Annotated in this window: 23 protein-coding genes and 1 pseudogene; 17 read left to right on the top strand and 7 right to left on the bottom strand. The window is 64.7% G+C overall.

Translation table 11 applies throughout. From position 1 onward, the window contains the following. The first annotated feature begins 78 nt into the window (after positions 1 to 78). From AC0L2U_RS20030 to AC0L2U_RS20050, 5 genes are all read left to right on the top strand, one after another. A complete protein-coding gene (locus tag AC0L2U_RS20030) occupies positions 79 to 1,782 on the top strand; it encodes an ABC transporter permease (RefSeq protein WP_473602526.1) in 1,704 nt (567 codons plus the stop codon). Next, a complete protein-coding gene (locus AC0L2U_RS20035) occupies positions 1,770 to 2,849 on the top strand; it encodes an ABC transporter ATP-binding protein (RefSeq protein ID WP_128290134.1) in 1,080 nt (359 codons plus the stop codon). The genes AC0L2U_RS20030 and AC0L2U_RS20035 overlap by 13 nt, the downstream gene beginning before the upstream one ends. Next, positions 2,849 to 4,015, top strand: coding sequence for an MBL fold metallo-hydrolase (locus AC0L2U_RS20040; RefSeq protein ID WP_128290138.1), 1,167 nt, complete (start codon positions 2,849 to 2,851; stop codon positions 4,013 to 4,015). The genes AC0L2U_RS20035 and AC0L2U_RS20040 overlap by 1 nt, the downstream gene beginning before the upstream one ends. Then, positions 4,012 to 4,770 carry a 5'/3'-nucleotidase SurE gene (locus tag AC0L2U_RS20045; RefSeq protein WP_473602527.1) on the top strand — a complete coding sequence of 253 codons (759 nt, stop codon included), beginning with the start codon at positions 4,012 to 4,014 and terminating at the stop codon, positions 4,768 to 4,770. Before AC0L2U_RS20040 ends, AC0L2U_RS20045 begins: the two co-directional genes overlap by 4 nt. A gap of 108 nt (positions 4,771 to 4,878) precedes the next feature. Continuing rightward, positions 4,879 to 6,054, top strand: coding sequence for a DUF930 domain-containing protein (locus tag AC0L2U_RS20050; protein WP_128290133.1), 1,176 nt, complete (start codon positions 4,879 to 4,881; stop codon positions 6,052 to 6,054). On the opposite strand, the pseudogene AC0L2U_RS20055 reads toward AC0L2U_RS20050, so the two are convergent. Next, a pseudogene (locus AC0L2U_RS20055) lies at positions 6,051 to 6,296 on the bottom strand (HAD-IA family hydrolase); the annotation flags it as partial. The gene AC0L2U_RS20050 and the pseudogene AC0L2U_RS20055 overlap by 4 nt on opposite strands. A 165-nt stretch (positions 6,297 to 6,461) precedes the next feature. Here AC0L2U_RS20055 and AC0L2U_RS20060 point away from each other — a divergent pair. After that, positions 6,462 to 7,613, top strand: a complete 1,152-nt coding sequence (locus tag AC0L2U_RS20060; RefSeq protein WP_473602529.1) for a DUF930 domain-containing protein — start codon at positions 6,462 to 6,464, stop codon at positions 7,611 to 7,613. A gap of 4 nt (positions 7,614 to 7,617) precedes the next feature. On the opposite strand, the gene AC0L2U_RS20065 is transcribed toward AC0L2U_RS20060, so the two are convergent. Then, positions 7,618 to 8,292, bottom strand: a complete 675-nt coding sequence (locus AC0L2U_RS20065; RefSeq protein WP_473602530.1) for an HAD family hydrolase — start codon at positions 8,290 to 8,292, stop codon at positions 7,618 to 7,620. A gap of 94 nt (positions 8,293 to 8,386) precedes the next feature. After that, positions 8,387 to 9,028, bottom strand: a complete 642-nt coding sequence (locus AC0L2U_RS20070) for a hypothetical protein (RefSeq protein WP_128309425.1) — start codon at positions 9,026 to 9,028, stop codon at positions 8,387 to 8,389. Positions 9,029 to 9,223: 195 nt separating this feature from the next. Between AC0L2U_RS20070 and AC0L2U_RS20075 the strand changes: the two genes are divergently transcribed. The 5 genes from AC0L2U_RS20075 (at position 9,224) to ptsP (ending at position 14,060) form a co-directional block, all read left to right on the top strand. Next, the gene (locus AC0L2U_RS20075) at positions 9,224 to 9,661 is read left to right on the top strand and encodes a transcriptional regulator GutM (protein ID WP_473602532.1); all 438 of its coding nucleotides are present in this window, start codon (positions 9,224 to 9,226) and stop codon (positions 9,659 to 9,661) included. Between the two features lie 88 nt (positions 9,662 to 9,749). Next, entirely contained in the window at positions 9,750 to 10,511 is a 762-nt protein-coding gene (srlA, locus tag AC0L2U_RS20080; protein WP_013529328.1) for a PTS glucitol/sorbitol transporter subunit IIC, read from the top strand. 16 nt (positions 10,512 to 10,527) lie between these two features. Beyond that, positions 10,528 to 11,529: a PTS glucitol/sorbitol transporter subunit IIB gene (gene srlE / locus AC0L2U_RS20085; RefSeq protein ID WP_127397282.1), complete on the top strand. Its 1,002-nt coding sequence runs from the start codon at positions 10,528 to 10,530 to the stop codon at positions 11,527 to 11,529. Between the two features lie 108 nt (positions 11,530 to 11,637). Next, the gene (locus tag AC0L2U_RS20090) at positions 11,638 to 12,018 is read left to right on the top strand and encodes a PTS glucitol/sorbitol transporter subunit IIA (protein WP_128289989.1); all 381 of its coding nucleotides are present in this window, start codon (positions 11,638 to 11,640) and stop codon (positions 12,016 to 12,018) included. Between the two features lie 56 nt (positions 12,019 to 12,074). Continuing rightward, complete coding sequence (ptsP, locus tag AC0L2U_RS20095) at positions 12,075 to 14,060, top strand: phosphoenolpyruvate--protein phosphotransferase (protein ID WP_128364357.1); 1,986 nt, start codon at positions 12,075 to 12,077, stop codon at positions 14,058 to 14,060. A 14-nt stretch (positions 14,061 to 14,074) separates the two neighbouring features. Here the strand turns inward: ptsP and AC0L2U_RS20100 are convergent, their stop codons facing one another. Beyond that, positions 14,075 to 14,878 (bottom strand): hypothetical protein, encoded by an 804-nt coding sequence (locus tag AC0L2U_RS20100; protein WP_127397272.1) that lies wholly within the window; start codon positions 14,876 to 14,878, stop codon positions 14,075 to 14,077. Positions 14,879 to 15,036: 158 nt separating this feature from the next. Between AC0L2U_RS20100 and AC0L2U_RS20105 the strand changes: the two genes are divergently transcribed. Next, entirely contained in the window at positions 15,037 to 16,047 is a 1,011-nt protein-coding gene (locus AC0L2U_RS20105) for a sugar-binding transcriptional regulator (protein WP_023811047.1), read from the top strand. Here the strand turns inward: AC0L2U_RS20105 and AC0L2U_RS20110 are convergent. From AC0L2U_RS20110 to AC0L2U_RS20120, 3 genes are read right to left on the bottom strand one after another with little or no spacing between them, the layout of a single operon-like run. Next, positions 16,034 to 16,885, bottom strand: coding sequence for a TIGR01459 family HAD-type hydrolase (locus AC0L2U_RS20110; RefSeq protein ID WP_473602534.1), 852 nt, complete (start codon positions 16,883 to 16,885; stop codon positions 16,034 to 16,036). The two genes, AC0L2U_RS20105 and AC0L2U_RS20110, sit on opposite strands and share 14 nt — an antisense overlap. Then, positions 16,882 to 18,156 (bottom strand): FGGY-family carbohydrate kinase, encoded by a 1,275-nt coding sequence (locus AC0L2U_RS20115; protein ID WP_292657448.1) that lies wholly within the window; start codon positions 18,154 to 18,156, stop codon positions 16,882 to 16,884. Before AC0L2U_RS20115 ends, AC0L2U_RS20110 begins: the two co-directional genes overlap by 4 nt. A 7-nt stretch (positions 18,157 to 18,163) precedes the next feature. After that, entirely contained in the window at positions 18,164 to 19,207 is a 1,044-nt protein-coding gene (locus tag AC0L2U_RS20120) for a class II aldolase/adducin family protein (protein ID WP_292657412.1), read from the bottom strand. A 193-nt stretch (positions 19,208 to 19,400) separates the two neighbouring features. On the opposite strand from AC0L2U_RS20120, the gene AC0L2U_RS20125 reads away from it, so the two are divergent. From AC0L2U_RS20125 to AC0L2U_RS20145, 5 genes are all read left to right on the top strand, one after another. Then, on the top strand, positions 19,401 to 20,177 hold the full coding sequence (locus AC0L2U_RS20125) for a DeoR/GlpR family DNA-binding transcription regulator (RefSeq protein ID WP_127266683.1): 777 nt from the start codon (positions 19,401 to 19,403) through the stop codon (positions 20,175 to 20,177). Beyond that, on the top strand, positions 20,174 to 21,553 hold the full coding sequence (locus tag AC0L2U_RS20130; protein WP_292657414.1) for an acetate and sugar kinases/Hsc70/actin family protein: 1,380 nt from the start codon (positions 20,174 to 20,176) through the stop codon (positions 21,551 to 21,553). The genes AC0L2U_RS20125 and AC0L2U_RS20130 overlap by 4 nt, the downstream gene beginning before the upstream one ends. Then, positions 21,550 to 23,094, top strand: coding sequence for a sugar ABC transporter ATP-binding protein (locus AC0L2U_RS20135; protein ID WP_292657417.1), 1,545 nt, complete (start codon positions 21,550 to 21,552; stop codon positions 23,092 to 23,094). Before AC0L2U_RS20130 ends, AC0L2U_RS20135 begins: the two co-directional genes overlap by 4 nt. Continuing rightward, positions 23,091 to 24,089, top strand: a complete 999-nt coding sequence (locus AC0L2U_RS20140) for an ABC transporter permease subunit (RefSeq protein WP_127809116.1) — start codon at positions 23,091 to 23,093, stop codon at positions 24,087 to 24,089. The genes AC0L2U_RS20135 and AC0L2U_RS20140 overlap by 4 nt, the downstream gene beginning before the upstream one ends. Before the next feature lie 76 nt (positions 24,090 to 24,165). Further along, a complete protein-coding gene (locus AC0L2U_RS20145) occupies positions 24,166 to 25,104 on the top strand; it encodes an ABC transporter substrate-binding protein (RefSeq protein WP_128288228.1) in 939 nt (312 codons plus the stop codon). The last annotated feature ends 91 nt before the right edge of the window (positions 25,105 to 25,195 follow it).

Here is a 25,195-nt window from a genome sequence, read left to right on the forward strand (position 1 = left end):
CAGTCGGCATGCCCCCCTAGCGGCATGCCGACTGCGAAACCCGAGCGCATCGGCTGATCGACCCCAGGAAACGCAATCATGTCAACACGGATCAGCGAAAGCCGGGGCCAGGAAATGGTCCTGACGGCGGCGGTAGCCATCGTCATCGTCCTGCTTTCGCTGCTGCCGATGCTGCGCCTGATCAAGGAGATCGTGGCACCCGGCGGCACGCTGTCGGCCGTCGCGATAAAGGCGGGGCTCGCCAGTCCGGCGACCTGGATCGCCACCTGGCACACACTGGTCGTCGGCATCGGCGGCACCCTGCTTGCGGTGCTGTCGGGAACGCTGGTGGCCGTCCTCGTCACTCTGACCGATATCCGCGCTCGCAGCGCCATGGTGCTCTGTTACGTCATGCCCCTGATGATCGCACCGCAGGTGACGGCGCTGGCCTGGCTGCAATTGTTCGGCCCGGCAAGCCCGTTCCTCAAACTGTTCGGGGCGGCACCGCCGCTCGGTACCAGGAATCCGCTCTATTCGACATCGGGCATCATCCTGCTGCTCGGCGTGCAGTATGGGCCGCTGGTTTTCCTGCTGGTGCGCGCCGGCCTGCGCAAGCTGCCGCGCGAACTGATCGAAGCGGCGCGAGCGGGCGGTGCCGGCTGGTTCACCGTGCTGGTCACCATCGTGCTGCCGTTGATGACGCCCTCGATCATGGCCGCCGCCGCACTTGCCTTCGTCTCCTGCGTCGGCAATTTCGGCATTCCGGCCTTTCTGGGCATTCCCGCCAACTATCTCGTGCTGCCGACGCTGATCTATCAGAAGCTGGCCGGCGGCGGCCCCGCCGTCCTCGGCGAAACCGCGTTCCTGTCGGTGCTGATCGGCATCATCGCCATGGCCGGTATCCTTGCCCAGGAGATCATGAGCCGCCGCCGCGACTATCGCATCAGCTCCACATCGCTTTCGGCTGAGCCATACGAACTCGGCCGCTGGCGGCCCGCCGTGCAGGCCGGCATGTGGCTGCTGATCATCGTAGTGCTGTTCCTGCCGCTGTTCGGGCTGGTTCTGACATCGCTGGTGCCGGGCTACGGCATCGCGCTCACCGCCAAGACGGCGACGCTCGACAATTATCGCTTCGTGCTGTTCGAGCATGACGCGGCCGGCCGCGCCTTCTTCAACAGCTTCTGGCTGTCGATCGCGGCGGCCTTCTTCGCGGTCCTGGTTGCCGTGCCGATCGGCTATCTGATCGCCTGGGGCAAGCAGCGCTGGGTGCGGCTGCTCAATCTGTCGGTGGAACTGCCCTATGCACTGCCCGGTGTGGTGCTGGCCATCGCCTCGCTGCTCATGTTCCTGCGGCCGATCCCGCTGACCGGCATCCAGCTCTACAACACCGTCTGGATCATCCTCTACGCCTATCTCGCCCGTTTCCTGGTGCTGGCGCTGCGGCCAACCATCAGCGGCTATCACCAGATCGACCGGGCGCTGGAGGAGGCTGCGCAAGTGGCAGGCGCCGGGCTGTTCACCCGCATGCGCACGATCATCTTTCCCCTGGTGGCACCGGCGGCGATCGCCGGCGGCCTGCTGATCTTCATGACGGCGCTGAGCGAACTCACCGTTTCGGCGCTGCTGTGGTCGTCGGGCTCGGAAACCATCGGCGTGGTGATGTTCTCCTTCGAGCAGGGCGGCGATTCCAACTATGCGGCGGCGATGTCCGTCATCACCGTGGCGGTCACCTTCGTGCTGATGCTGGTCACCAATCTGCTTGCCCCCTACCTTCCGACCGGAGTGCTGCCATGGCGCGATTGAGCCTGGACAATGTGACCAAAAGCTTCGCCAACTTCGACGCCGTCAAGGATGTGTCGATCGACGTCGCCGACGGCGAGTTCCTGGCAGTGCTCGGTCCTTCCGGCTGCGGCAAGACGACGTTGCTGAGGCTGGTGGCCGGATTCGAGAAAGTGACGTCAGGCGAAATCCGCATCGGCAGCGAGGTCGTGTCGGGCAAGGGCGGCAGCGTCGCGCCGGAAAAGCGGCGCGTCGGCATCGTCTTCCAGAACTATGCGCTGTGGCCGCATATGACGGTGGCCGAGAACATCGGCTATTCGCTGAAGGTGGCGAAGCTCGACAAGGCCGTCGCCCGCCGGAAGGTTGAAGACGCACTGGCCCTGGTCAATCTGCAAGGGCTGGGCGATCGCCGGCCGGCCAATCTTTCCGGCGGCCAGCGCCAGCGCGTGGCGCTAGCGCGCTGCCTTGTCGCCGCGCCCTCGCTGGTGCTGTTCGACGAGCCGCTCGCCAATCTCGACGTGCATCTGAGGGCATCGATGGAGGACGAGTTCGCATCCTTCCACAAGCGCACCGGCACCACCATCGTCTACATCACCCATGATCAGGCCGAGGCGATGGCATTGGCCGACCGCATCGCGGTGATGGATGGCGGGCGCCTTGCCCAGCTGGCGACGCCGCGAGAACTCTATCATGAGCCGGCAAATGAAATGGTCGCATCCTTCATTTCGCAAGGCATTTTGCTGCCCGCGGATGTGTTGAGCGCCGAAGAAAGGGGCCACTGCAAGGTCCGGGTTCTCGGCGCTGAACTGGTTGTCCGCTGCCGGCCAGGCCAGCGGCCGCGCGCTGGCGCCAAGATCTGCTGCCGGTCGGCCGATCTCGACGTGTCGCCGGACGGTCCCGGCTTCGATGGCCTGGTCAAGCGGGTGATCTATCAGGGTGGCTCGGCGCGCATCGAATTCACGCCTTCGACCAGTCCCGATCTCACCTTGCATTTCGAACAGCCCGACCCGGTCGTGCTGGAGAGCGGAGCCCAGGCGCGTCTGCGCATACGGTCCGGCTGGCTGATCCCGGCGGTGGGAGCAGTATCGTGATGATGCTCGACCTGCTCGGCGGCTTTGGCGAAAAGGGCCGCACCAGCCTTGCTGTCAGCAGCGGCAAGGATCGCATCCTGCTCGACGTCGGCATCAAGGTTGGCGCTTCGGGCGCGGACTACTATCCGGCGCTGGACGGGGCGGTCACCGATATCGACGCGCTGTTCGTCTCGCATGCGCATGAGGATCATGTCGGCGCGCTGAGCTGGCTGCTGTCGCGCGGCTATGCCGGCCGGATTTTCATGACGGCCGAGACCCGCAATGAGGCGCCTGCCACGCTCGCGGGCTATGCTGAGCCCGAGGATTTCAGGCGGTTCCCTTTTCCCGAAGACCGCATCGAATTGTTCGAACCCGGCGATACGCTGAAGAGCGGAAATCTCGCGATCCAGACGGGACGCTCGGGGCATGTCGTGGGCGGTGTCTGGTTTGCCGTGGACGATGGCGAGAGCCGCGTCGCCTATTCCGCCGACGTGGTGCCGGACAGCAGTGTTTTCGTCATGGACACGATCCCGCACTGCGACCTGCTTGTCCTCGATGCTTCCTATGGCGCCGATCCGGTGCCTGGGACGGCGCGGGCGCTCGAAATCTCGCAGTGGGTTGCGAGGCATTCGGGCGGGTGTCTTTTGCCGACGCCGCTCTCGGGTCGGTCGCTGGAGCTGATCGCGGCCTTGCCTGGGCCGTTCGCGATCCATGCCGGTATGCGTTCGTCGCTGGAAGCGCAGATCGGCGCCACGGCATCCCTGTTGCCAGGTGTCTCAGAACTCTTGCTTCGCCGCCTGCAAGACGCAGCCGACTGGACCGATGCTGATCCCCTGCCGTCCACGCCGTTGCTGGCGGATGACGGCATGGGTGAAGCCGGCCCGTCATCGCGCCTCTTGCCGCGTGCCGACCATTCCGGTTTTCCGGTGCTGCTTACCGGCCATCTGCCGTCAGGCTCGCCGGGCGATCTGTTGCACAAGGCCGGCCGAGCGGACTGGGTGCGCATGCCGACCCATCCGACGCTGCCGGGCAATGTCGACATCTGGGAGAAGGCCGGTCGTCCCGCCGCACTCGGTCATTCCTGCACGCCGGACCTTCTCGGCGATCTGCAAACCCACATCCCGTCGCTGCGCACGCAATGGCGCACCGGCCAGCGCATAGTGGTGTCGGAGGCAAGAAAACGATGAGAATTCTGATCTGCAACGACGACGGCATCGAAGCGCCGGGGCTTGCCCGTCTGGTCAATGCGGCCGGCGCGTTGACCGACGACGTCTGGGTGGTCGCGCCGGACGGCAAGCGCACCGCTGCCGGCTCGTCATTGACGATTGCCAGGCCATTGACCATGCGGCGCGTCAAACCGAACTGGTACTCCTGTTCCGGCACCCCGGCCGATTGCGTGGTAAGCGCCATGACCTGGCTGTTCGCCGATTCCGAGAAGCCGGGCCTTGTGCTGTCGGGCGTCAACGATGGCCGCAACGTTGCCGAGGACCTTGCCTATTCCGGTACGCTCGGCATTGCGCGGGAGGCAACCTTCTGGGGCGTTCCGGCCATCGGCTTCTCACGCGTGAAAAATCCTGATTTCACCGATGGCGACGACCAATGGCTTGGCGCGCTGATCGCTTCATTGTGGCACTCGCGCGCCGACTGGGCCGCTGAGGGTCATTGGCTGAGCATCAACCTGCCGACCTCGCTGCCGGCCGAAATCCGGCAACCGCGCATCGGCCGCGACAAGATCGCCCGCCAGGCCGAGACCGTGGAAAGCGATGGCGATCGTACGGTCATCACCGTGCCGCGCGGTCGGGCCCATGACAGCCAGCCGGGTGACGAAAACGAGGCGATCGATGCCGGCTTCATCAGCATCAACCGGCTGAACTGGTTTGGCGAGACACGGCTGGACGAACGGTTTCTGGACGGGATCCCGCGCCAGCGGCAAACTGGCTGACCTGGGGTCTGCGCGTCGTCATCCGATCACCAACCTGTCAGCGGTTAAATCAAGCCAATCCACTACCTATGCTTGAAGCCGCCGCTATTTCATTCCACATCGGTGAGGATGAAGGGCGAGACAGGAGAACGGCGGCGGCATCTGCTGTGGGCTTTGCCCGCATCGCTGATCCTGCATGCGCTCATCGCGGCGTTTCTGGTCTATGGCCTGCCGAGACCCGAGCAGCAGCCGGTTCAGCAGGAACAGCCCGTCAATGTCGCGATCGTGCCGCCACCCGAGAAGCCCAAGCCGAAACCTGCTCCAAAGCCACCTGAGCCGACACCTGAAAAGAAGGCTGAAAAGCCGCCTGAACAAAAGCCGCCTCCGGAACCGCCGAAGCCGCCAGACGACCAGGTTCTGAAGCGCGTTTTCCAGTACGGCCAGAAAGATACCGGGCCGGAGAAATCGCTCGACGGAAGCAGCGCTAAGCCCAGCACGCCGTCGCCGGCCAAGGATGAGGCGGTGAAGCCGCCTGTAGCACCGACACCCACGCCGCCCCAGCCCGCCCCGGCTGCAACGCCACAGCAGAAGGCGGAGCCCAGCAAGCCTGACGAGAAGCCAGCCACCGCTGCGCCGGACGAAAAGCCCGCGCAAAGCGAGGAGAAGCAGGCGACCGAGGAAACCGACAAACAGCAGCCGGACAAACAGGAACCCGCACCGCAACCCGCCGAAAAGCAAGCCGTCGTGACGCCAAAGCCATTGGCGGCTGAGATCGGCGACAAGCCGGCGCCTCCAGCCTCGACTGGAAAGGCAAAGCCCAAAGCCAAACCTGCCAAGACAATGACGTTCAAGCCCGCAAGAGCTTTCAAAGCGCCGATCGGGAATGCTGGAAGGTCAAATCCCACCAACGACGACGTTGCAGGATCACCGATCTATTCCGGCCTTCCGGGCGTCAGAAAGCTTTACTCGCAAGGGGCAACCGGCAATGCGTTCGCTACAAGCTCCATGGAGAATGTTCCGCGCGGTCAACGCGTGGCCACCCTTTGCGGCAACGTTCTGAGCCGGGAACTGCAAACTGCCGACTATACGGTCAAATGGGTGCCAACCATTACGCTGGACAAAGGCAATGTTCTCAATCCTCCGCAGGCCGCCTTCAGCACCAGAAACGCCTGGTACAACCTAAATTTCCGATGCGAAGTCGACGCCGATGCGACGAGGGTCCTGTCCTTCAACTTCCGTGTGGGCTCATTGGTACCGCCTGGCGAATGGCCCAGCCGTGGATTCACAAAGTATCGTCTAAACTAAGCCGGCACACCAAACCTAGCCAATTGCCGGCTAACTTCTTGCCAGTCGGCGCAGACGAAATCGGCACCGGCAGCTGTCAGCCGCGCGGCGTGCTCGGCATAGGCATGGCCGCCACCGGTGTAGCCGATCGCCGTCATGCCTGCGGCGACCGCGCCCTGAATGCCGAAGGGCGAGTCCTCGATGACGATGCAGTCGGCCGCATTGGCGTCCATCCTGGTGGCGGCGAACTGGCTGATCCCAGGTCATGATGGGCCGGATCGTGGGCCGCCGCTTGTTGCGTCGCCCAGCACCTTGGTCGGGCTACCGCAGGGTATAATGATCCAAATCGACAAGCTGTCAGAGGCTAGATTGCGCAAATCCAATGCCTATGCTTGAAGCCGCCGCTATTTCATTCCACATCGGTCAGGATGAAGAGCGAGACAGGAGAACGGCGGCATCTGTTGTGGGCTTTGCCCGCATCGCTGATCCTGCATGCGCTCATCGCTGCGTTCCTGGTCTACAAATTCCCGGCGCCTCCCCAACAGCCGCAGCAGGAACAGGCGGTAAACGTCGCACTCGTGCCTGCGCCCGATCAGCCAAAGCCGAGACCCGCGCCGGCGCCGCCCCCAAAGGAGCCCAAGGCCGAAAAGCCGCAGGAAACGAAGGTTGAAAAACCGCCCGAGCAGAAAGTCGAAAAACCACGTCCGCCGGAAAAGCGACCTCAGAAGCCCTCGCCAGTTGAGGTTTTGAAGCCTGTTTTTCAGTTCGGCGACAAGGATACCGGCCCCAGGAAATCCCTGGATGGGGGCAGCGCTCTAGACAACTCGCCGTCACCGGCCAAGGATGATTCGAAGCCGCCTGTCGTGCCGAAGCAGGCGGAGAACCAATCCGCCACTCCGGTAGACTCCGAGGGCCCGCCAGATTCAACCAAGGCCGACGAGAAGCCGGCAACCGCGGCGAAGGACGCCGAGCCCACACAGGAGACGCAGGCAGCTTCAACCGAGGAGATAGATAAATCACAAGCAGCCAAACAGGAGGCGGAGAAGCAGGCGGCGCTCGATGCCGCCAAGCAACGGGGCGCGGCACCAGCGCCTTTGGCTGCCGATGGCGGCGGCAGCGAGATCGACCTTCCCACATCAGCCGATGCGCCGAAGCCCAAACCCACAAATGCGCCGAAGCCCAGCCCCTCAAAGCCCTCGAAGTCTGCATCTCGGAACGCTTCGGGCCTCCCAGGCGTCCGCAAGCTCTATTCACAGGGCGCTACCGGCGATGCGGTGGCCACGACCTCGAAGGGCGGCGTGCCTCGCGGCCAGCGTGCCGCCAAACTTTGCGCCAGCGCGTTGCAGCAGCAACTGCTGGACGCCTCGTATTTCCCCGAGTTGATCCCAAGTGTTCCGCTGAAGGTCGGTAATATCCTCGACGCCCCGGATGTCGCCTTCCGCACGACAACCACATGGTACCATCTGGGCTTCCGGTGCGAGGTCGACACCGGTGCGACGAGGGTCTTGTCCTTCAATTTCCGTGTCGGGCCAGTGATCCCGGCCGACGAATCGGTCCGCCTTGGACTGCCTGTTCGCTGACAGATTAGGCCGGCACACCGAGCCCGGCCAATTGCCGGCTAACTTCTTGCCAGTCGGCGCAGACGAAATCGGCACCGGCAGCTGTCAGCCGCGCGGCGTGCTCGGCATAGGTATGGCCGCCGCCGGTGTAGCCGATCGCCGTCATGCCGGCGGCGACCGCGCCCTGAATGCCGAAGGGCGAGTCCTCGATGACGATGCAGTCAACGGGATTGGCGCCGATCTTATCCGCTGCGAAGAGGAAGATGTCCGGCGCGGGCTTGCCGTTCTTGACCATCGAGGAACTGTAGATCGCATCGCCGAAGAAACGCGCCAGCCCGGTCACGGCAAGGCTGTGGTTTATACGCTCGACGGAGGAGGACGAGGCAACGCAGCGGTCGCCCGCAAGCGTCTCGAGGAACGCAGCGATTCCCGGTGTCGGCTTCAATTCCTGCGAGAACAGCACCTTGGTCTCGGCCCAGATGTCGCCGTCCGCCGCCGCCGGAAACTGGTGGCCGGTCAAATCCTTGATCCTGGCGATGATATCGGACTGCTTCATGCCGATGCATTGGGCGATGATGCTGGTGTTGACACCGGGCATGCCGTGCTTTTCGTAGACGCGCTCATAGGCGCGGGCGGCCAACGGCTCGCTGTCGACAAGGACGCCGTCGCAATCGAAAATAATAGGCCTTGGTCGCGCCACGCGTTTCCCTCTCGAGTCAATTTTCGCACATCGCTATCGGCAAAAAGTCAAATGTTCAATAGCGCGTGCGTTTTTGAGGGTGCGAAGAGCGGGCTCAAAGCTGGCGTAACGCATCGCTCGCACGGGAAGACCCGAGCGCCCGTTGCATGGCTTGCCGGGACTGCGCGCGATCCGGGGTGATCCAGTTCGGTTCGGCGCCGAGAAAGCGGTCGAGGAAAGCCACCGCATAGGCCGGCATCTCGGTCACGTTCTCGCGATAGGACCACCATGTGCGCAAATCGTCGGCGCATTTGTCGATGCCGGGTGCCGTGCCGAATTCCTGCTCGTGGATCGCCGAAATCACCGAGACGCAGTAGTTGGTGTAGAGGAAACCCTCCGGCCAGAAGCGGACGATTTCCAGCGTGCCGGCGTTCGTATCCGTCTCGACCAGCTGGGTGAGGCCGGAGATTTCTTTTGCCGGCGCCTGTTTGATCAGCTCGCGCAGCACGAGGCCGGCGGCAAAGACGATGAAGTCGGCGCGGTCGATCGCGGCGAAGCGCTTCTGCGCCTCCATAATCTCGACCCAGTCGAGAAAGGCCCTGGTGAGCTTGGCCTCGTCGATCTCGAAGCGCACGCCGAACGTATCCGAGACCACCTTCGCGCTGCCGCGAAAGGTGGCGCGGAACCAGCGCAACTGCCGCAGCCGATGGCGAAGATCGGGCATCAAGGCCAGTTCGTCCCTGAAGGGCAGATCCATCTTCCTCGTATCCTGTTTCCCGGTCAGCCTAGCACAATGGCGCCACGGCCGAAATCGGTCAGCGCCCTTGTGGACGACCGCAGCCGAGGCCAATATCATACATATTGACATTCTCGGAAACAAATGTTCTCACTTTGCTGTTGTCACGCGCCGGTCCAAGGTGCGGTTCAACTGAGGCTTCGGGAGGAGAACCGAATGGCGATTTGGCAGTGGGGACTGCTTCTGCTGGTTATTGTGTGGGCGCTGCAGTCGCTCGGCGTCTGGCTGCAGATGCGGCACTATTCGGATGTCTTCAGGGGCGTCACCGACCAGTACAAGGACGGCTTCGTCGGAGCCGGCAATTTTCGCGGTCGGTTGGCCAAGGGCACCATCGCGCTCGTCGTGGTGACGCCTGATCTGATCGTGCGCCGCCTGATGGTGATGAGCGGCCGTTCCGTCTTCACCAAGTTCAAAAGACATGAAGAATTCGAGGGTGTTCCCCTCGATAAACTCCGGTCCAACCCTGCAATCATGGGGGAGGGGGAACCCGGTGTGGCCGAGGCCGTGAAACGGGCGATCGAGCAGATCGACAAAACACGGTCGGAGCCGGGGAAGAAGCCGGGCCTGTCCGGCTTGAACATAGCAAGGGCTTAGGGCCGGAGGATTTCGGGCCCTAAATCAAAGGGATAGAGGACGCCGCGCACCGACTGGGATCAACCGGCGGGTGGCATAAGGAGGAGAAATGTCTGTATTTTCGTTGTTGGCGCAGCATGCCGACATGGCCGTGCACAATCTGCATGTCGCAGGTGCCATGGTCTCGGATGCCGCATTGCATGGCAAGCTCGCAGTCGAGCATGCCTCCGACCATCTCGTTGTCCTCGCACAAGCGGACAGCGGACCGATCACCGTCGATCAGTTCAAGGAAAAGCTGAAGGACGTCCAGCAGGAAGAGCAGCTCGGCTGGCTGACCGCCATCGGCAAGTACTTCATCGGCATCTTCCAGAAGGGCGGCGAGGTCTTCGCCGGCTTCGTCACCGGCATCATCCCGACGCTGGTGGTGCTGATGACGGCCTTCTACGCCGTCACCGAACTGGTCGGTGAAGAGCGCGTGCATGGCCTGGCGCGCGGCGCCGGCCGGATCGCGCTGACGCGCTACACGCTGTTGCCGCTGCTGGCGGTGTTCTTCCTCACCAATCCGATGGCCTATACGTTCGGATCGTTCCTGGAAGAAAAGCACAAGCCGGCCTTCTATGACGCGGCCGTGTCCTATGTGCACCCGCCGCTCGGCCTGTTCCCGCACATCAATCCCGGCGAGTATTTCGTCTGGGGCGGCATTCTCGTCGCGCTGCTGGAGCTGGAAAAGAAGGGCGTCGTCGTCGCCGGCTACCACGTCAAGGTGGCGATCTGGTACGCCATCGTCGGCCTCGTCGTCATCCTGCTCAAGGGCATGCTGACCGAACGCATCACCGCCATCATGGCACGCCGCCAGGGCGTCGAGCTGTAAGGGCAGGGAGGACATCATGGCCAAGACATACAAAGCCGTAAGGATCACCCAGGGCAAAACCGGCTGGGGTGGCCCGCTCGTGATCGAGCCGACCGAACAGCGCAGCAAGATCGTTTCCGTCACCGGTGGTGGCATTCACCCGGTGGCGCAGCTTATCGCCGACATGACCGGTGGCGAGGCCGTCGACGGCTTCAGGGCGCCACCGATCGAAAGCGAGATGGCGGTGGTCGTCGTCGACTGCGGCGGCACCGCACGATGCGGCGTCTATCCGCGCAAGCGCATCCCGACCGTCAATCTGACGCCGGTCGGTCAATCCGGGCCGCTGGCCCAGTTCATCACCGAGGACATCTACGTTTCGGGCGTGAAGCCGGCCAACATCACAATGGCGGACGGATCCGAAACGATCACGACTGCAGGGGGAGCAGCAGCGATGAGTTCAAGCAACAATGCGGCCGCGGCACCACAGCCGCTGCCGAGCGAAGGTGGGCTGATCGGCCTCATCAGCACGATCGGCCGCGTCATGGGACGTATCGTCGGCATCTTCTTCAATGCCGGCCGTCGCACCATCGATCAGGTCATTCGCAACGTGCTGCCGTTCATGGCGTTCGTGACCATGCTCATCGGTCTGATCCTGTATACCGGCATCGGTGATGTGCTGGCGCAGCCGATGGGTCCGCTGGCCAACAACATCGTCGGCCTGCTGATCATCTCGGCGATCTGCGGCCTGCCGTTCCTGTCGCCCATCCTCGGGCCAGGCGCTGTCATCGCGCAGGTCATCGGCGTTGCCATCATCGGCCCGCAGATCGCCAACGGCACGATCTCGCCGGCGATGGCACTGCCGGCGCTGTTTGCCTACAATACCCAGGTGGGCTGCGACTTCGTCCCTGTCGGCCTGGCGCTCGGTGAGGCCAAGCCGAAGACGATCGAAATCGGCGTTCCGGCGGTGCTCATCAGCCGCCAGATCATGGGGCCGGTTTCGGTGCTGATCGCCTGGGTCGTCAGCCTGATCGTGTTCTAAGGCAATTCCGGGAAAAGCGCACAATGCTTTCCCGTGGAAATTGCGTCAAAACAAAGAGATAGAGCGGTTCACCGCTCTAGGGAAAGTTGAGAAAATGAGGTTCGCCATATGACGGTTCTGCTGAGAACACGGGTCACTGCCATCGGCCCAGAAGTGGCGGACCTTGCCGAAGGGGGCGTGGTCATCCTGTTTGCGGATGGCTCGCCGCCGGAGCTTGCCGAGGTTTCGGTGCTCCACAAGGCGGAGCAGGGACCAAGTGACGGAGCGCCCGCCAAGGGCGCTTCGATCACCCTCGGCCCGGTTGCCGCTGTTATTACAGCGGTCGGCTCCAGCGCGTGGAGCAAGGTGCTGGAAATGGGCCATGTCGTCATCTCGTTCAACGGCGCTACCGAGGCCGAGAGGCCGGGCGAGATCTGTGCGTCGCAAGTCGATCCGCTAGCGCTCGTGGCCGCCCTGAAGACCGGCGCGATCATCACCATCGCCGCCTGACAGCATTCGCGCCGCGGCCTATGTTGGGAGCGGCGCCCAAAACCAGAGTATTTGCCATGGAACGCTCGACCATCGTCAGAGTGCATGAAGGTTTGCACGCCCGTCCCGCGACGCGGTTCGTGAAGCTCGCCAAGGGTTTCGAATCCGACGTCGAACTGGTCAAGGACGGCAAGGCGGTCAGTGCCAAGAGTTCGGTCAAGCTGATGCTGCTGGCGGTCAAGGAGAACCAAGAAGTCACGGTGCGGGCGAATGGCGCCGATGCCATCGAGGCGCTCGAGGCGCTGATCGGCTATCTTGAGAATCCGCGGGCCGGCCTCGACGATGAAGCGGAAGCGCAGAGCCCGGCGAACGATGCCGGGCAGGAAGCGGAAGCGGCACCCGCGCGCGGATCCGTGCCGGCGGCACTTGACGGGGCAAACCGCCTGCGCGGCGTGGCCGCCAGCGAAGGTTTCGCCATCGGCCCGGCCTTTGCGCATTTCCCAGCCGATATCGCTGGCCAGGGCCGCATGTTGCAGGCCGAGGAGATACAAGGCGAGATCGACAGGTTCCGCACGGCCGTCGGCGCGGTCCAGGCCCGCATGGATCATGCGTTGGCGCAGGATAGCCTGTCGGCTGGAGACCGCGGCATCGTCGCAGCGCTGCGCGATATCGCCGCCGACGACAGCCTGACCGGCGAGGCCGAGGGCCTGATCAAGGGCGGCAATGACGCGGTCTCCGCCGTCATCACCGCCGCATCCAACATTGCCGCCGAATTCAGCGCGGTCGACGATCACTATCTCAACGCGCGGGCGGACGACGTTCATGCGGTCGGGCGGCAGATCTGCCTCGTGTTGCTGGGGCAGGACGATATCAGCCTCGAAAACATCCCCGAAGGCGCTATCCTGATCGCCGACGACATCGGTGCCTGGGATCTGGCACGCGCGCCGCTGAAGCGTATCGGCGGCGTGGTGTGCGGCCATGGCGGCGCCACCTCGCACATCGCCATCATCGCGCGCTCGCACGGCATTCCGGCAGTGCTCGGCCTCGGCGGCCAAGTCAATGCCTTGCGCACCGCGCGAGAGGTCGCGCTCGATGGCAATGCCGGCCATGTGATCATCGACCCCGACGAGGCGACCCGCGCCGATTTCGCCGGCCGCGTCGAAGCGGCGGCAAAGGAGCGCGCCGGACTGACCATCTTCAAGACGGTGACGCCGAAGCTTGCCGACGGCAGGATCATCGAGGTCGCGGCCAATATCGGCTCACTTGAGGAAATCGAAGCGGCGCAAGAGGCTGGTGCCATGGGCATCGGCCTGTTCCGCACCGAGCTTTTGTTCATGCGCCATATGCATCTGCCCTCGGAAGACATGCAGGCCGAGACCTATGCGGCGCTGGCCAAGGCTTTTGCGCCTTATCCGGTCATTGTGCGCACGCTCGACATCGGCGGTGACAAGCCGATTGCCGGCATCGAATTTCCCGACGAGGAAAACCCCTTCCTCGGCTGGCGCGGCATCCGCATGTGTCTCGACCGGCCCGACATCTTCAAGCGCCAACTGCGGGCGCTGCTGCGCGCCGCCGTGCACGGCAACATCAAGGTGATGCTGCCGATGGTGTCCGACATCTCAGAGGTCAGGCAGACGCGCGTGCTGGTTGACGAATGCACGGCCGAGCTGAAGGCCGAAGGCGTGCCGCACGCGTCATTCGATCTCGGCGTCATGATCGAAACCCCGGCCGCCGTGCTGATCGCCCCGACGTTGGCCAAGGAGGTTGCTTTCTTCTCGATCGGCACCAACGATCTGACCCAGTACATCATGGCCGCCGACCGGCTCAATCCGACCGTCGCCAGGCTCAACGATGTCACCAATCCAGCCGTCATGTCGGCGATCGAAATAACGGCAAAAGCCGGCGTCGCCGCCGGTATCATGGTCGGCATGTGCGGTGAGGCGGCCGGCCGTCCCGATCTCATTGCGACCTTCGTGAAGATGGGACTGACCGAACTCTCGATGAGCCCGGCTTCCATCCAGCGCGCCAAGAAAGCGATCATGGCCATGGCCGCTGAAGGCTAGCCCAGACCGGCTAATTACGGCAGATGGGCAAGCAAGGTGGCGAACACCGGTGTCAGTTCAGCGATCGGGTTTGCCTTGGCGCAGGCCTGAACGATGCGGTCGTGGCGAATATCCGCCGCCAGGATCGCGATCTCCAGCATATCCGGCTCCGGCGCACCGTCGCTGCCGGTGGTCGCCAGGCCGCAGGCCAAAGCGAGCGGCGCCAGGCAGCTTATGTCGAGCGCCCGGCCGGCAATCGCGGCCGGCGTTTCCGGCACGGTCTCGGCAAAGCGAACCGGACGCTGGCTGAGGCACTCGACCAGCAGCGCCGAACAGGTCGCAGCGATTGCCTGCAGTCCGGCGCCTGGCGCGGCCAAGGCGGCCAGGAGGTCGCCATGCCGCTTGCGCATCGTGGCATGGACGGCCGCGAAATCGGCTTCGTGGATGCGGGCATTGTCGATGTTCAGGCCGGCAAGCACCGCCTTGGTCAGATAATACATATCGCGCCGGAACAGGCGCTCGGCGCTCAGCTGGCGGTCCTCATTGCCGATCGGGAAATAGGTGCCGAGGCCCTTTACCGTCGTGCCGTCCACCTTGATCGGGCGCTCATGCGGGACGAAAGCTTCAGCGATCGACAGCGCCTCGTCGACGGCACTCGCGGCATGGCTGAGCAGGCCTTCGATGCCCTTGCCCGGAAACGGCGGCAGATGGCTGGTTGCTTCGCGCAGGATGCTGGCATCGCCGCTGCCGTCATGGCGGCTCTGGCGGATGATTTCGCGGACTTCCCGCAGCCGGTCCTTCAGATTGACGCGGACATCTTCGGAGATTTGTCGGAGCATCGCGGATCGCCTTGAAATTTGCTGCGGATAGCCGCCAAGCGGGGCAGCCGCCACTCTCTACATTGTTCCTATCGATTGGTAGATCAATAGGCGATACTAGACCAGCATGGAGAATCGGCGGCAGCGCGCTCGTCCGTCGCCGCAGGGGAGAGACAGACTTGGGCAGACGACGACAGGGCGAAAGCGAAGACGGTCGAGGCGAGGCAACCGAGCAGGTCGCCAGCGAAAGCCGGACGGATCGCCTCAGGATTCGCGCCGCCTGGATGTATTTCGTCGAACAGATGACGCAGAACGAGATCGCCGACGTGCTCGGCGTCGGTCGCGTCACCATCGTGCGCATGCTGGCGGATGCCCGGGCGCGCAACGAAGTGAAGATCACCATCGAGAGCGAATTGTCGGAAATTGTGCGGCTTGAGCGCGCGCTGGAGAAGACGTTCGGGCTGCAGCAGGCGCTGGTGGCGCCGCTTTCGGCACCCGATGCCGATCCGATACCGGCGATCAGCGCCAAGACCGGCAGTTTCCTGTCGGACACGATGAAGTCCGGGATGCGGGTCGGCGTCGGCTGGGGGCAGACGCTGTTCTCGAGCCTGCCCTTCATCAGCGCCAAGTCGCTCACCGATTTCAAGGTGATTTCGCTGCTTGGCGGTGTCGGCGTCGTGCGCCGGGTAAACCCAGCCGAGTTCGCCTGGCGCTTCGCTCAGATATTCCAGGGCGACGGCTATCTGATGCCGACACCAGCCGTCGTCGACAGCGTCGAGACCAAGATCGCACTGATCGAGCGCTGCGGCCTGCAGGAGATTTTCGAAATGGCCGACGTGCTCGATGCCGTTCTGCTGAGCGTCGGCGGGATCGCCTCGGCCACCACCTTCTCTCGTGGCGGTTTCCTCAAGGAGGCGGATCGGGAGGCCCTGCTTGCGCGTGGCGCCGTGGGTGACCTCCTGTTCCATTTCTTCGACCGCAACGGCGATCTGGTCGACCATCCCGTCAACAGCCACGTGATGTCCGTGGATGTCGACCGTCTGCGCAAGGCGCCGATCCGTATCCTCACCTCCGGTGGCGAGGAGAAAACCGAAGCGCTGCTCGGCGCCATGACCCTCATCGCCCCAACCATCCTGATCACCGACGAGGAGAGCGCGCGCCGCATGCTGGAAGCGGTCAGCGGAAGCTGAAACTGTCCGTGATGTAGTCCGGCCAGGCCTGTTGTTCGTCGAAAACAGCGGCGAGATCCGGTGTGTCCGCCAGTATTCCGCTCAGCACCAGCGCGGTGGCGATGCCGGTGCTGTTCCCCCCCGATATATCGTGTTCGACGCTGTCGCCGACGCAGACCACGGTGCCACGGTCCGGCTCGCCGGCCAGCGCCAGCGCGGCTTCGAAAATCGCCTTGTCGGGCTTGCCGATGCGGGTAACGCTGCCGCCCAGGCTTTCATAGAGATCGGCCAGACGGCCGGCACCGAAGCGAGGGCCAACGGCCGTCAGCATGATGATGTCGGGATTGGTGCAGAAACACGGCACCCGCCGCTCTGCAGCCGGCGCGAACAGCCTGCGATAATGGTCGAGGTCAAAGCGGTCACCCTCGCTGGCCGCGATCAGCACCAGTTCGGCCTCATCGCCGGACCCGGTCAGCACAAAAGGCAGGCCCTCGATCGCGGAGCGGTCAGCTTCACGGCTGATCAGCAGGCATTTTGTCCCTGGGCGCAGCTTCCCCGACGCCGCCATGTCCGTGAAGGATCGCCACGCCACCTCGCCGGAAGAAACGAAATGATCCCAGCTTCCCTGTTCGAAGCCGAGTTTTATGAGCCGGCTTTCATTGGGTTGCGCCCGCCTGCCGGAGTTCGAAACCAGCACCACGGTCTTGCCGGCGCGCTTCAGCGCCGACAGCGCTGCCACCGCGCCTGGATAGGGCCGTGTGCCGTCATGCAGCACGCCGAACTGGTCGAGCAGGAACACATTATAGCGCTCCGCCAGCGGCCCGATGCCGTCGAGACGTTCGATCGTTTTGGCGCTCATAGGAGTCCTGCCCGGCTTGCACCCATCAGCGCCAGCCGCGCCGTGCCGGCGGCGGCCTCGTCGGAAAGCGCGGGCAGGAAATCGACGCCGAGCCTGCGCCGCCGGATTGCCGTCCAGGCCGGGTTCGCCGCCCCGCCTCCGACGCTCCTGACCGATATCAGCGCGGGCGCGCCGAGTTCGGCAAGCCTGTCATAGCCGAGCGCTTCGATCGCGGCGATGCCTTCGAACATCGCTTTCAGATAATCGGCGTCATCCGCCGGCCGGGGCGCAAGGCGAGGCGGCAGCGCCGGATCGGCGATCGGAAATCGTTCGCCCGTGGCGGGAAGCGGATAGTAATCGAGGCCGGTGTCGGTCTCCGGGTCGATTGTCGCGCTGAGTTCGATGATACGGGCGAGCGGAAAATGCTGAGCCAGCACCTTGCCGCCGGAATTCGACGCACCGCCTGCCAGCCAGGCGTTGCCGAGCCGGTGGCTGTAGATGCCGAAGCGCGACGCCGAAATCGGCCGGTCGGACAGGATCTTGATGGTCAGCGAGGATCCCAGCGCAGTGACGCCGTCGCCGATCGCGGCAGCACCGGTCGCCAGGAACGAGGCGCAGCCATCCGTGGTGCCGGCGACGACGGCCACGTCGCGCGGCAAGCCGAACAGTTCTCCGGCTCCCGCGGTGAGGGCGCCGGTGACTTCGCCCGGTTCGGCCACGCGCGGCAGCAACTCCACGCGCATTCCGGTCGCCGCGATCCATTCCGGCCAGCGCCGGGCCTCGACATCATAGCCTGTCTTCAGGGCATTGTTCTCGTCGCTGACGTCGAAGCGGCCGGAGAAGTTTCCGGCAATCCAGTCGGCCTGATGCAGCACCGCCGCAATGTCCGGCAGATGCTGGAAGCGCAGGGCCTTGGCGAGGCCGGATGTCGCTCCGTGCGCTGCACTTGCAGCCGGCGCGGTGCGGGCGATAGCGGCCAGGATGTCGTCGTCATCGACCTTGTCGTTGTACATCAGCGGTTCGGCCAGCGGCCGCCCGGCGGCGTCGACCGGCAGCAGCGTGCCGGAGGTGCCGTCAACGGCGATGGCGCGGACCGCCGTGCGGTCGATGCCGGAAAGCAGCTCCGTCAGCACCGTCTTGACCGCTTGCCACCACGCCGTGGGAGCTCGCCCATCGCTGCCAAACCTGTCGAGTGGGACGGCCGCGTGCCCGGCTATGGAAAAATCCGGGCGCATGGCGACGGCGCGCGCACCCGATGTGCCGATGTCGATGCCGATGACAAGTGGCATCATGCCCATGCTAGCCGCCAGCCGCGTTGAGCTTCTGGCGATATTGCTCGGCGTCCCAGTTGACCAGTTCGTCATTCTCGGAAGCGGTGAGATAGTTCAGCCGCGCGGCGACATCGATGCGCGCCGTCACGTCGGCGAGGCAGCGTTGCATGGCATCGGCGCCGGCACTGGCGTCGCCGCGCATCAGCACGCCTGCGCCGGGAAACAGGATCGCCGCAGGCGACGTGCCCAGTCGTGCAATGACATCGGCCACGGCCTCGCCTGGTTTCGCCACGACGGAGCCCTGGCCGAGGAAGATGACGTGGTCCGGATAGAGGCTGCCGGCCTGCGCCATGCGGCGGCTCTCAGGGTCGAGCGCAACCGCATGCGCTTCGACATCGGCCGGTAATCTGTAGCCGCTGCCGCCGGCAAGCGCCGCCAAGGCGTCGAGGTCGGGTGCGGCGGTCGCGCGCGTCGGCCGGGCCAGCAATGACCTGATACGGCGCAGCAGAAGCTCCGCCCCGGCGACGGTTTCGGCGGCGACGACCAGCCCGTGATTGCCAAGGATCAGCACGTCGACACCAGGCCGCAGTTTCTCGGCAATGCCGCGTGCAAGCGGCAGGCCCGGCCGGAAATAGGGCACATAGGCCCATTCGATGCCATCGAGCCGCCTGGCGACCTCGGCCTCGCCATCGGCCTGCACGGCAAGCGAGATGGTGTCGACGCAATGGACATGCAGAACGACGCGCTGCGGCATCAGGGCGTGCACCGTGGTCTCGATCGACGGCCGCAGGCCGCGCGGGTTGAGCGCTGCAATGGTGAAACCCTGCGGCTGGTCGGCGGCGCGATCGCGCTGCTCGACGGCTCTCAGCAGCGGCGCCATCGCCACCGGCACCATGATGTCATCGACGAGCGCGTCCTTCAGCCAGGTGCCGGAGGCCTTGATCCACAGTGTGTCGCCGGCTTTCAGCGAGGTGTTGCCGCCTGCCGCCTGGGTCAGGTGCGGGCTCTGCCCGATGCTGGCCGAAAGCGCCCGCAAGGCCGCCAGTTCCTGCGCATCAGCTTGGGTCGCCATGGCGCTTTTCCTCCAACGGCTCGGCCGTGTCCTGCGCGAAATCCCGTTGCCGGGGTCGAATTGGCGCTGATATCGCAGATACGAGTGATCTACGTCAATAGTGATATACTATCATCAAAACGCGCTTGCAATCTGGCTAATGTTGAGTAAGTTGCACCAACTGCCATGGAAAATGGCATCCGGGAGGAAAGAATTGAGCGACTCCGGCCGCCAGCGTCAGATCGTCGAACTGCTGCGGGATCGTCCGTTCGCTTCGGTGCGCGAGCTGCAGGAACGGCTTGGCGTTTCGGCCGCGACGGTCAGGCGCGATATCGACAGGATCGACGAAGCCGGCGAAGCGCGGAAGGTCTATGGCGGCATCTCGGCACTCGACGGCGCTTCCCAGGCCGGTGTCGCCTACGCCCGGCCCTATGACGAGAACCGCGACCTTGCGGTCGAGGCCAAGCGGCAGATCGCCGCTCTGGCGGCGACCATGGTGCGTGACGGCGACGCCGTCATCGTGCATGGCGGCTCGACCTGCTTCCATCTCGGGGTCAAGCTCGCCGAGCGCAACATCCGCCTCTACACCAACTCGATGCCGCTGGCGGCCTATCTCAGCGATCACGGCCATTGCAGCCTGACGGTTGCCGGCGGTGACCTGCATCGCGAGCCCGGCATCATCCATTCGCTCACCCAGGCCGTGCCTTTCTACGCCTCCAAATTCTTTCTCGGCGCGCAAGGCCTTGGCCAGGAAGGCGTGATGGAATCGCACCCGCTGCTGGTACGCTCGATCGTCGATCTCAGCCTCTGCGCCGACCAGATCGTGGTGCTGGCCGATAGCCGCAAACTGTCGATCCACGCGCGCAATGTCGCGCTGCCGCTTTCCCGCATCGGCACGCTGGTCACCGATGACGGCCTCTCCGACGCAGATGCGCGCATGCTGGAAGACGCCGGCGTCATGGTGCGCATAGCCTCGGGAGCCATCCAGTGAAGGTGGCGGTCCTCGATTTCGGCAAGACCAATTCGAAGCTCTTCGTCTTCGGCCAGGACGGGCGGATCATCGACGAGCGCCGGACACAGCCGAAATGGGTGCGCCAAGGCGGCTTCAGCGTGCTCGACGAGGCGGCCCTCCACCATTGGGCGCTCAGCGCCGTTGCCGATGCGGTCGACGGTCATGGAGTGGAAGGGGTCATGGTGTCGGGCCATGGCTGCACCTTTGCCTTGGTCGACGAGGCGGCGCTGACGCATCCGATCCTCGATTACGAGCAAGAGCCGCCGGCCGAGATTGCCGCACGGATCGATCGCCGCATTCCTGACTTTTCCGAGACGTTCTCGCCGCGGCTGCCGCTCGGCTTCAACTACGGCCGCCACATGCTGTGGCTGCAGGAAGTCGATCCGGACGCGTTCGCTGCGTCGAAGTTGATCCTCGGCTATCCGCAATACTGGAGCTGGCGCCTTGGCGGGCGGGCGGTCTCGGAAGTGTCCTATCTCGGCTGCCATTCGCATCTGTGGGCGCCGCGCAGCCAAGACTTTTCCTCGCTGGTCGACGCGCAGGGCTGGCGTGACCGGATGCCTGCCTTCGAGCGCGCCGGCACCGTTATCGGCGAGCACCACCTCGGCGCTGCGGCGCGACCGATCGCCATCCACAACGGCGTCCATGACTCGAATGCGGCGCTGCATGCCTATCGCCGGCAGGAGCTTGGCCCGGTCACTGTCGTTTCGACCGGCACCTGGGTCATCGTGCTCAATCCGGACTGCCCGCTCGACGCACTCGACCGGCATCGCGACATGCTGGTCAACGTCGATATCGGCGGCGGCCCGGTGCCGACCATCCGCTTCATGGGCGGGCGCGAATTCGCAACAATCAGCGCCGGCTGGCAAGGCGAGATCGCCGGCCCAGTGGTGCAGCGGGTGATCGATGCCGGCATCATGGCGCTGCCGAGCTTTGCGCCGGGCGGGCCGATGTCGGGGCATTCCGGCCGACTGGTCGGGCGCGCGCCCAATGCCGAGGAACGCGCGGCCGCGGCGCTGCTCTACGTCGCGCTGATGGTCGATCTCTGCCTCGACCTCATCCATTCGAACAACACCGTGATCGTCGACGGCGGGCTGAACACAGGCGGTGTGCTCGCCGGGCTGCTGGCGCAGTTGCGTCCCGGCCAGGCCTTCCTGCAGGGCGCCACGCTTGAAGGCAGCGCCACCGGTGCCGCGGCGCTCGCCTTCGAGAGCGTCGGGCGCGAATTCGCCGCCGAAGTTCCGGAGCCGGTGCGCGCATCGCGTTTCACCGGGTTGGCAGGCTATCGCAGCAATTGGCGTGACGCCACCATGGACCGCGGCGTCGCTGGTGTGGCAGTGGGAGGCGCGCGATGAGTGCGATTGCCAGGGCCGAGACGGCGCGCCAGCCGGTGCTGGAGATGCGGCACATCTCCAAGACGTTCGGCGCCATCCGTGCCCTGCACGATGTCTCGCTCAGCGTCCACGCCGGCGAGCTGCACGCCCTGATGGGCGAGAACGGCGCCGGCAAGTCGACATTGATGAAAGTGCTTTCAGGCGCCTATCGGCCGGATGCCGGCGGCGAGATCCTGATCGACGGCATGCCGGCCGCGACGGGCGATCCGATCAAGGCGCGCGCCAGCGGCGTCGCGGTGATCTATCAGGAGCTGTCGCTGGCGCCCAATCTGACGGTGGCGCAAAACATCTTCCTCGGCAACGAGCCGCGACGCTTCGGTATCGTCGACCGCGACCAGTGCACCCGGCGCGCCAGGGAGATCATCGCGCGTCTGGGCGTCTCCTTTTCGGCCCGCGACATGGTCTCCAGCCTGTCGCTCGGCGAGCGCCAATTGGTCGAGATCGCCCGCGCGCTGTCGACCAATGCGCGCATCATCGTCATGGACGAGCCGACCACGTCGCTGACCTCGCGCGAGACCGACCGGCTGTTCGAGGTCATCGCGACGCTGAAATCGCAAGGCATCGCAATCATCTACATCAGTCACCGCATGGAAGAGGTCTACCAGCTTGCCGATCGCGTCAGTGTGCTGCGCGACAGCGGCTATGTCGGTACGCTCGAGCGTGCCGACCTCAGCGCCTCGCGCCTGGTGTCGATGATGGTCGGCCGCGATCTGTCGGCTTTCTACAAGAAGGATCATCGGCCGCCGGACGAAAAGCGCGCGGTGGCGCTCTCGGTGCGTGGCATGTCCGACGGCCGTCTCCTGAAAAACTGTTCGTTCGACCTGCACAAGGGCGAGGTGCTGGCGCTGGCGGGTCTGGTCGGCTCCGGCCGTACCGAGCTTGCGCGGCTGATCTTCGGCGCCGACAGGCGCGTGTCAGGCACGCTGGAACTCGACGGCAAACCTGTAACCATCGGCTCGCCGCGCGAGGCGCTCGATGCCGGCATCGCCTATCTGACCGAGGATCGCAAGGAACTCGGCCTGTTCCTCGACATGTCGATTTCCGACAACATCAGCATGGGCGTGCTGGCGCGGGATTCGCATGCCGGCGGCTTGCGCGACTTCGCGGCCGCCGAAAGGCGCGCTTCCAGGGCCGTTGCCGATCTCTCCATCCGCACCAGTTCGGTGCAGGCCAATGCCGGCTCGCTGTCCGGCGGCAACCAGCAGAAGGTGCTGCTCGCCCGCCTGCTCGAAACCGAGCCGAAGGTGGTCATCCTCGATGAGCCGACCCGCGGCGTCGATGTCGGAGCGAAATCGGAAATCTACCGGCTGATCGACAATCTCGCCAAACAGGGCATCGCCATCCTGATGATCTCCAGCGAACTGCCCGAGGTGATCGGCGTCGCCGACCGCGTGCTGGTGATGCGCGACGGTACGATATCGGGCGAGGTGACGGCATCGCAAGGCGAGCCGCTGAGCCAGGAGAAAATCATGGAACTTGCAACGGGAGCGGCTCAGCAATGACCGACAAGGCGACCGAGATCAGCGCAGGCGGCCAGGCCACCGGCACAAGCCGACGGTTGCGCACGGCTTTCGCTGCCCTCGGCATGCTGCCGGTGCTGATCCTGCTGGCGGCCGGCTTCCAGTTCCTGAACCCCCGCTTCCTGACCGAGACCAACCTCTTGATCGTCACCCAGCAGTCGTCGATCAACATCGTGCTGGCGGCCGGCATGACCTTCGTCATCCTGACCGGCGGTATCGACCTGTCCGTCGGCGCCATCCTCGCCGCATCGGCGATGGTGGCGGTGATGGTGTCGCTGGCGCCGGACTGGGGTTTGCTCGGCGTGCCGGCGGCCATTCTGGTCGGCCTCGGCTTCGGCCTCATCAACGGGCTGCTCATCGCCTACATCAAGTTGCCGCCCTTCATCGTCACGCTGGGTTCGCTGACCGCGGTGCGCGGCGTCGCCCGCCTGCTCGGCCAGGACACCACGGTGTTCAACTCGGACCTGCCGTTCGATTTCATCGGCAACGGTTCGCTGTTCGGCATTCCGTGGCTGGTCATCATCGCGCTGTCGGTGGTTGTGCTGTCCTGGCTGGTGCTCAAGCGCACCGTGCTCGGCACCTGGATCTATGCCGTCGGCGGCAATGCCGAAGCGGCGCGGCTGACCGGCATCAAGGTGCCGCTGGTGCTGCTCTTCGTCTATGGCGTTTCCGGCCTGCTGGCCGGTCTTGGCGGCGCCATGTCGGCGGCCCGGCTCTACGCAGCCAACGGCTTGCAGCTCGGGCAATCCTACGAACTCGACGCCATTGCCGCGGTCATCCTCGGCGGCACCAGCTTCGTCGGCGGCGTCGGCTCGATCTGGGGTACGCTGATCGGCGGCCTGATCATCGCGGTGCTCTCCAATGGGCTCATCTTGGCCGGTGTCTCCGACATCTGGCAGTACATCATCAAGGGATTGGTCATCATCGTGGCGGTCGCCCTCGACCGCTACAGGCTCCAGGCAGGAGCAAGAACGTGATTGACCTTAGTCGCCGGCGTCAACGACCGGTTTGTGTAACGCACCGTGAGAGGCGCGGGGCAATCGGAGGAAAGCAATGAAGACCATCGCCAAACTGCTCTGCGGCGTCGCACTCGCGTCGCTCGCCATCGCGCCTGCTTCGGCCAAGGACCTCAACAAGGTCGGTATCTCGGTCGGCCTGCTCGGCAATCCCTTCTTCGTCGCCACCATCAAGGGCATCGAGGACGCGGCCAAGAAGATCAACCCGAAGGTCGAGGTGACCTCGGTGTCGGCCGACTATGACCTCAACAAGCAGGTCTCGCAGGTCGATTCGTTCATCGCCGCCGGCGTCGACGTGATCATGCTCAATGCCGTCGACGCCAAGGCGATCGCGCCGGCGGTGAAGAAGGCACAGGCTGCGGGTATCGTCGTTGCCGCCTTCGACGTTTCGGCGCCGGGCGCCGACGTCACCGTGATGACCAACAACGTCAAGGCCGGCGAAGAGGCCTGCAAGTACCTGATCGACCACACCGGCGGCAAGGGAGACTACGTCATCCTCAACGGACCGGCATCGTCCTCGATCCTGGAGCGGGTGAAGGGCTGCAAGAACGTGCTGGCGCAGCATCCCGACATCAAGATCCTCTCCGACGACCAGAATGCCGAAGGCTCGCGCGACGGCGGCCTGAAGGTGTTCCAGTCGCTGCTCACCCGCTTCGACAAGATCGATGCGGTGTTTGCCATCAATGACCCGACGGCGATCGGCGCCCAGCTTGCGGCCAAGCAGCTCAACCGTTCGGAATTCATCTTCACCGCCGTCGACGGCGCGCCCGATATCGAGAAGGAACTCTCCTCCGGCACCTCGATGATCAAGGCCTCGGCCTCGCAGGATCCTTACGTGATGGCCGGCCAGTCGCTGACGATGGCGGCCGAACTGCTGGCCGGCAAGAAGCCGGCGGAGCCGACCGTGCTGCTCGACCCGAAGCTGATCACGGCCGAGAACCTGAAGGACTACAAGGGCTGGACCGCGGCCCGCTAAACGTCCCTCAGCAGCGTGGGGGGGGGGGGGGGGGGGGGGGGGGGGGGGGGGGGGGGGGGGGGGGGGGGGGGGGGGGGGGGGGGGGGGGGGG

Source organism: Mesorhizobium sp. WSM4808, from assembly GCF_055811675.1.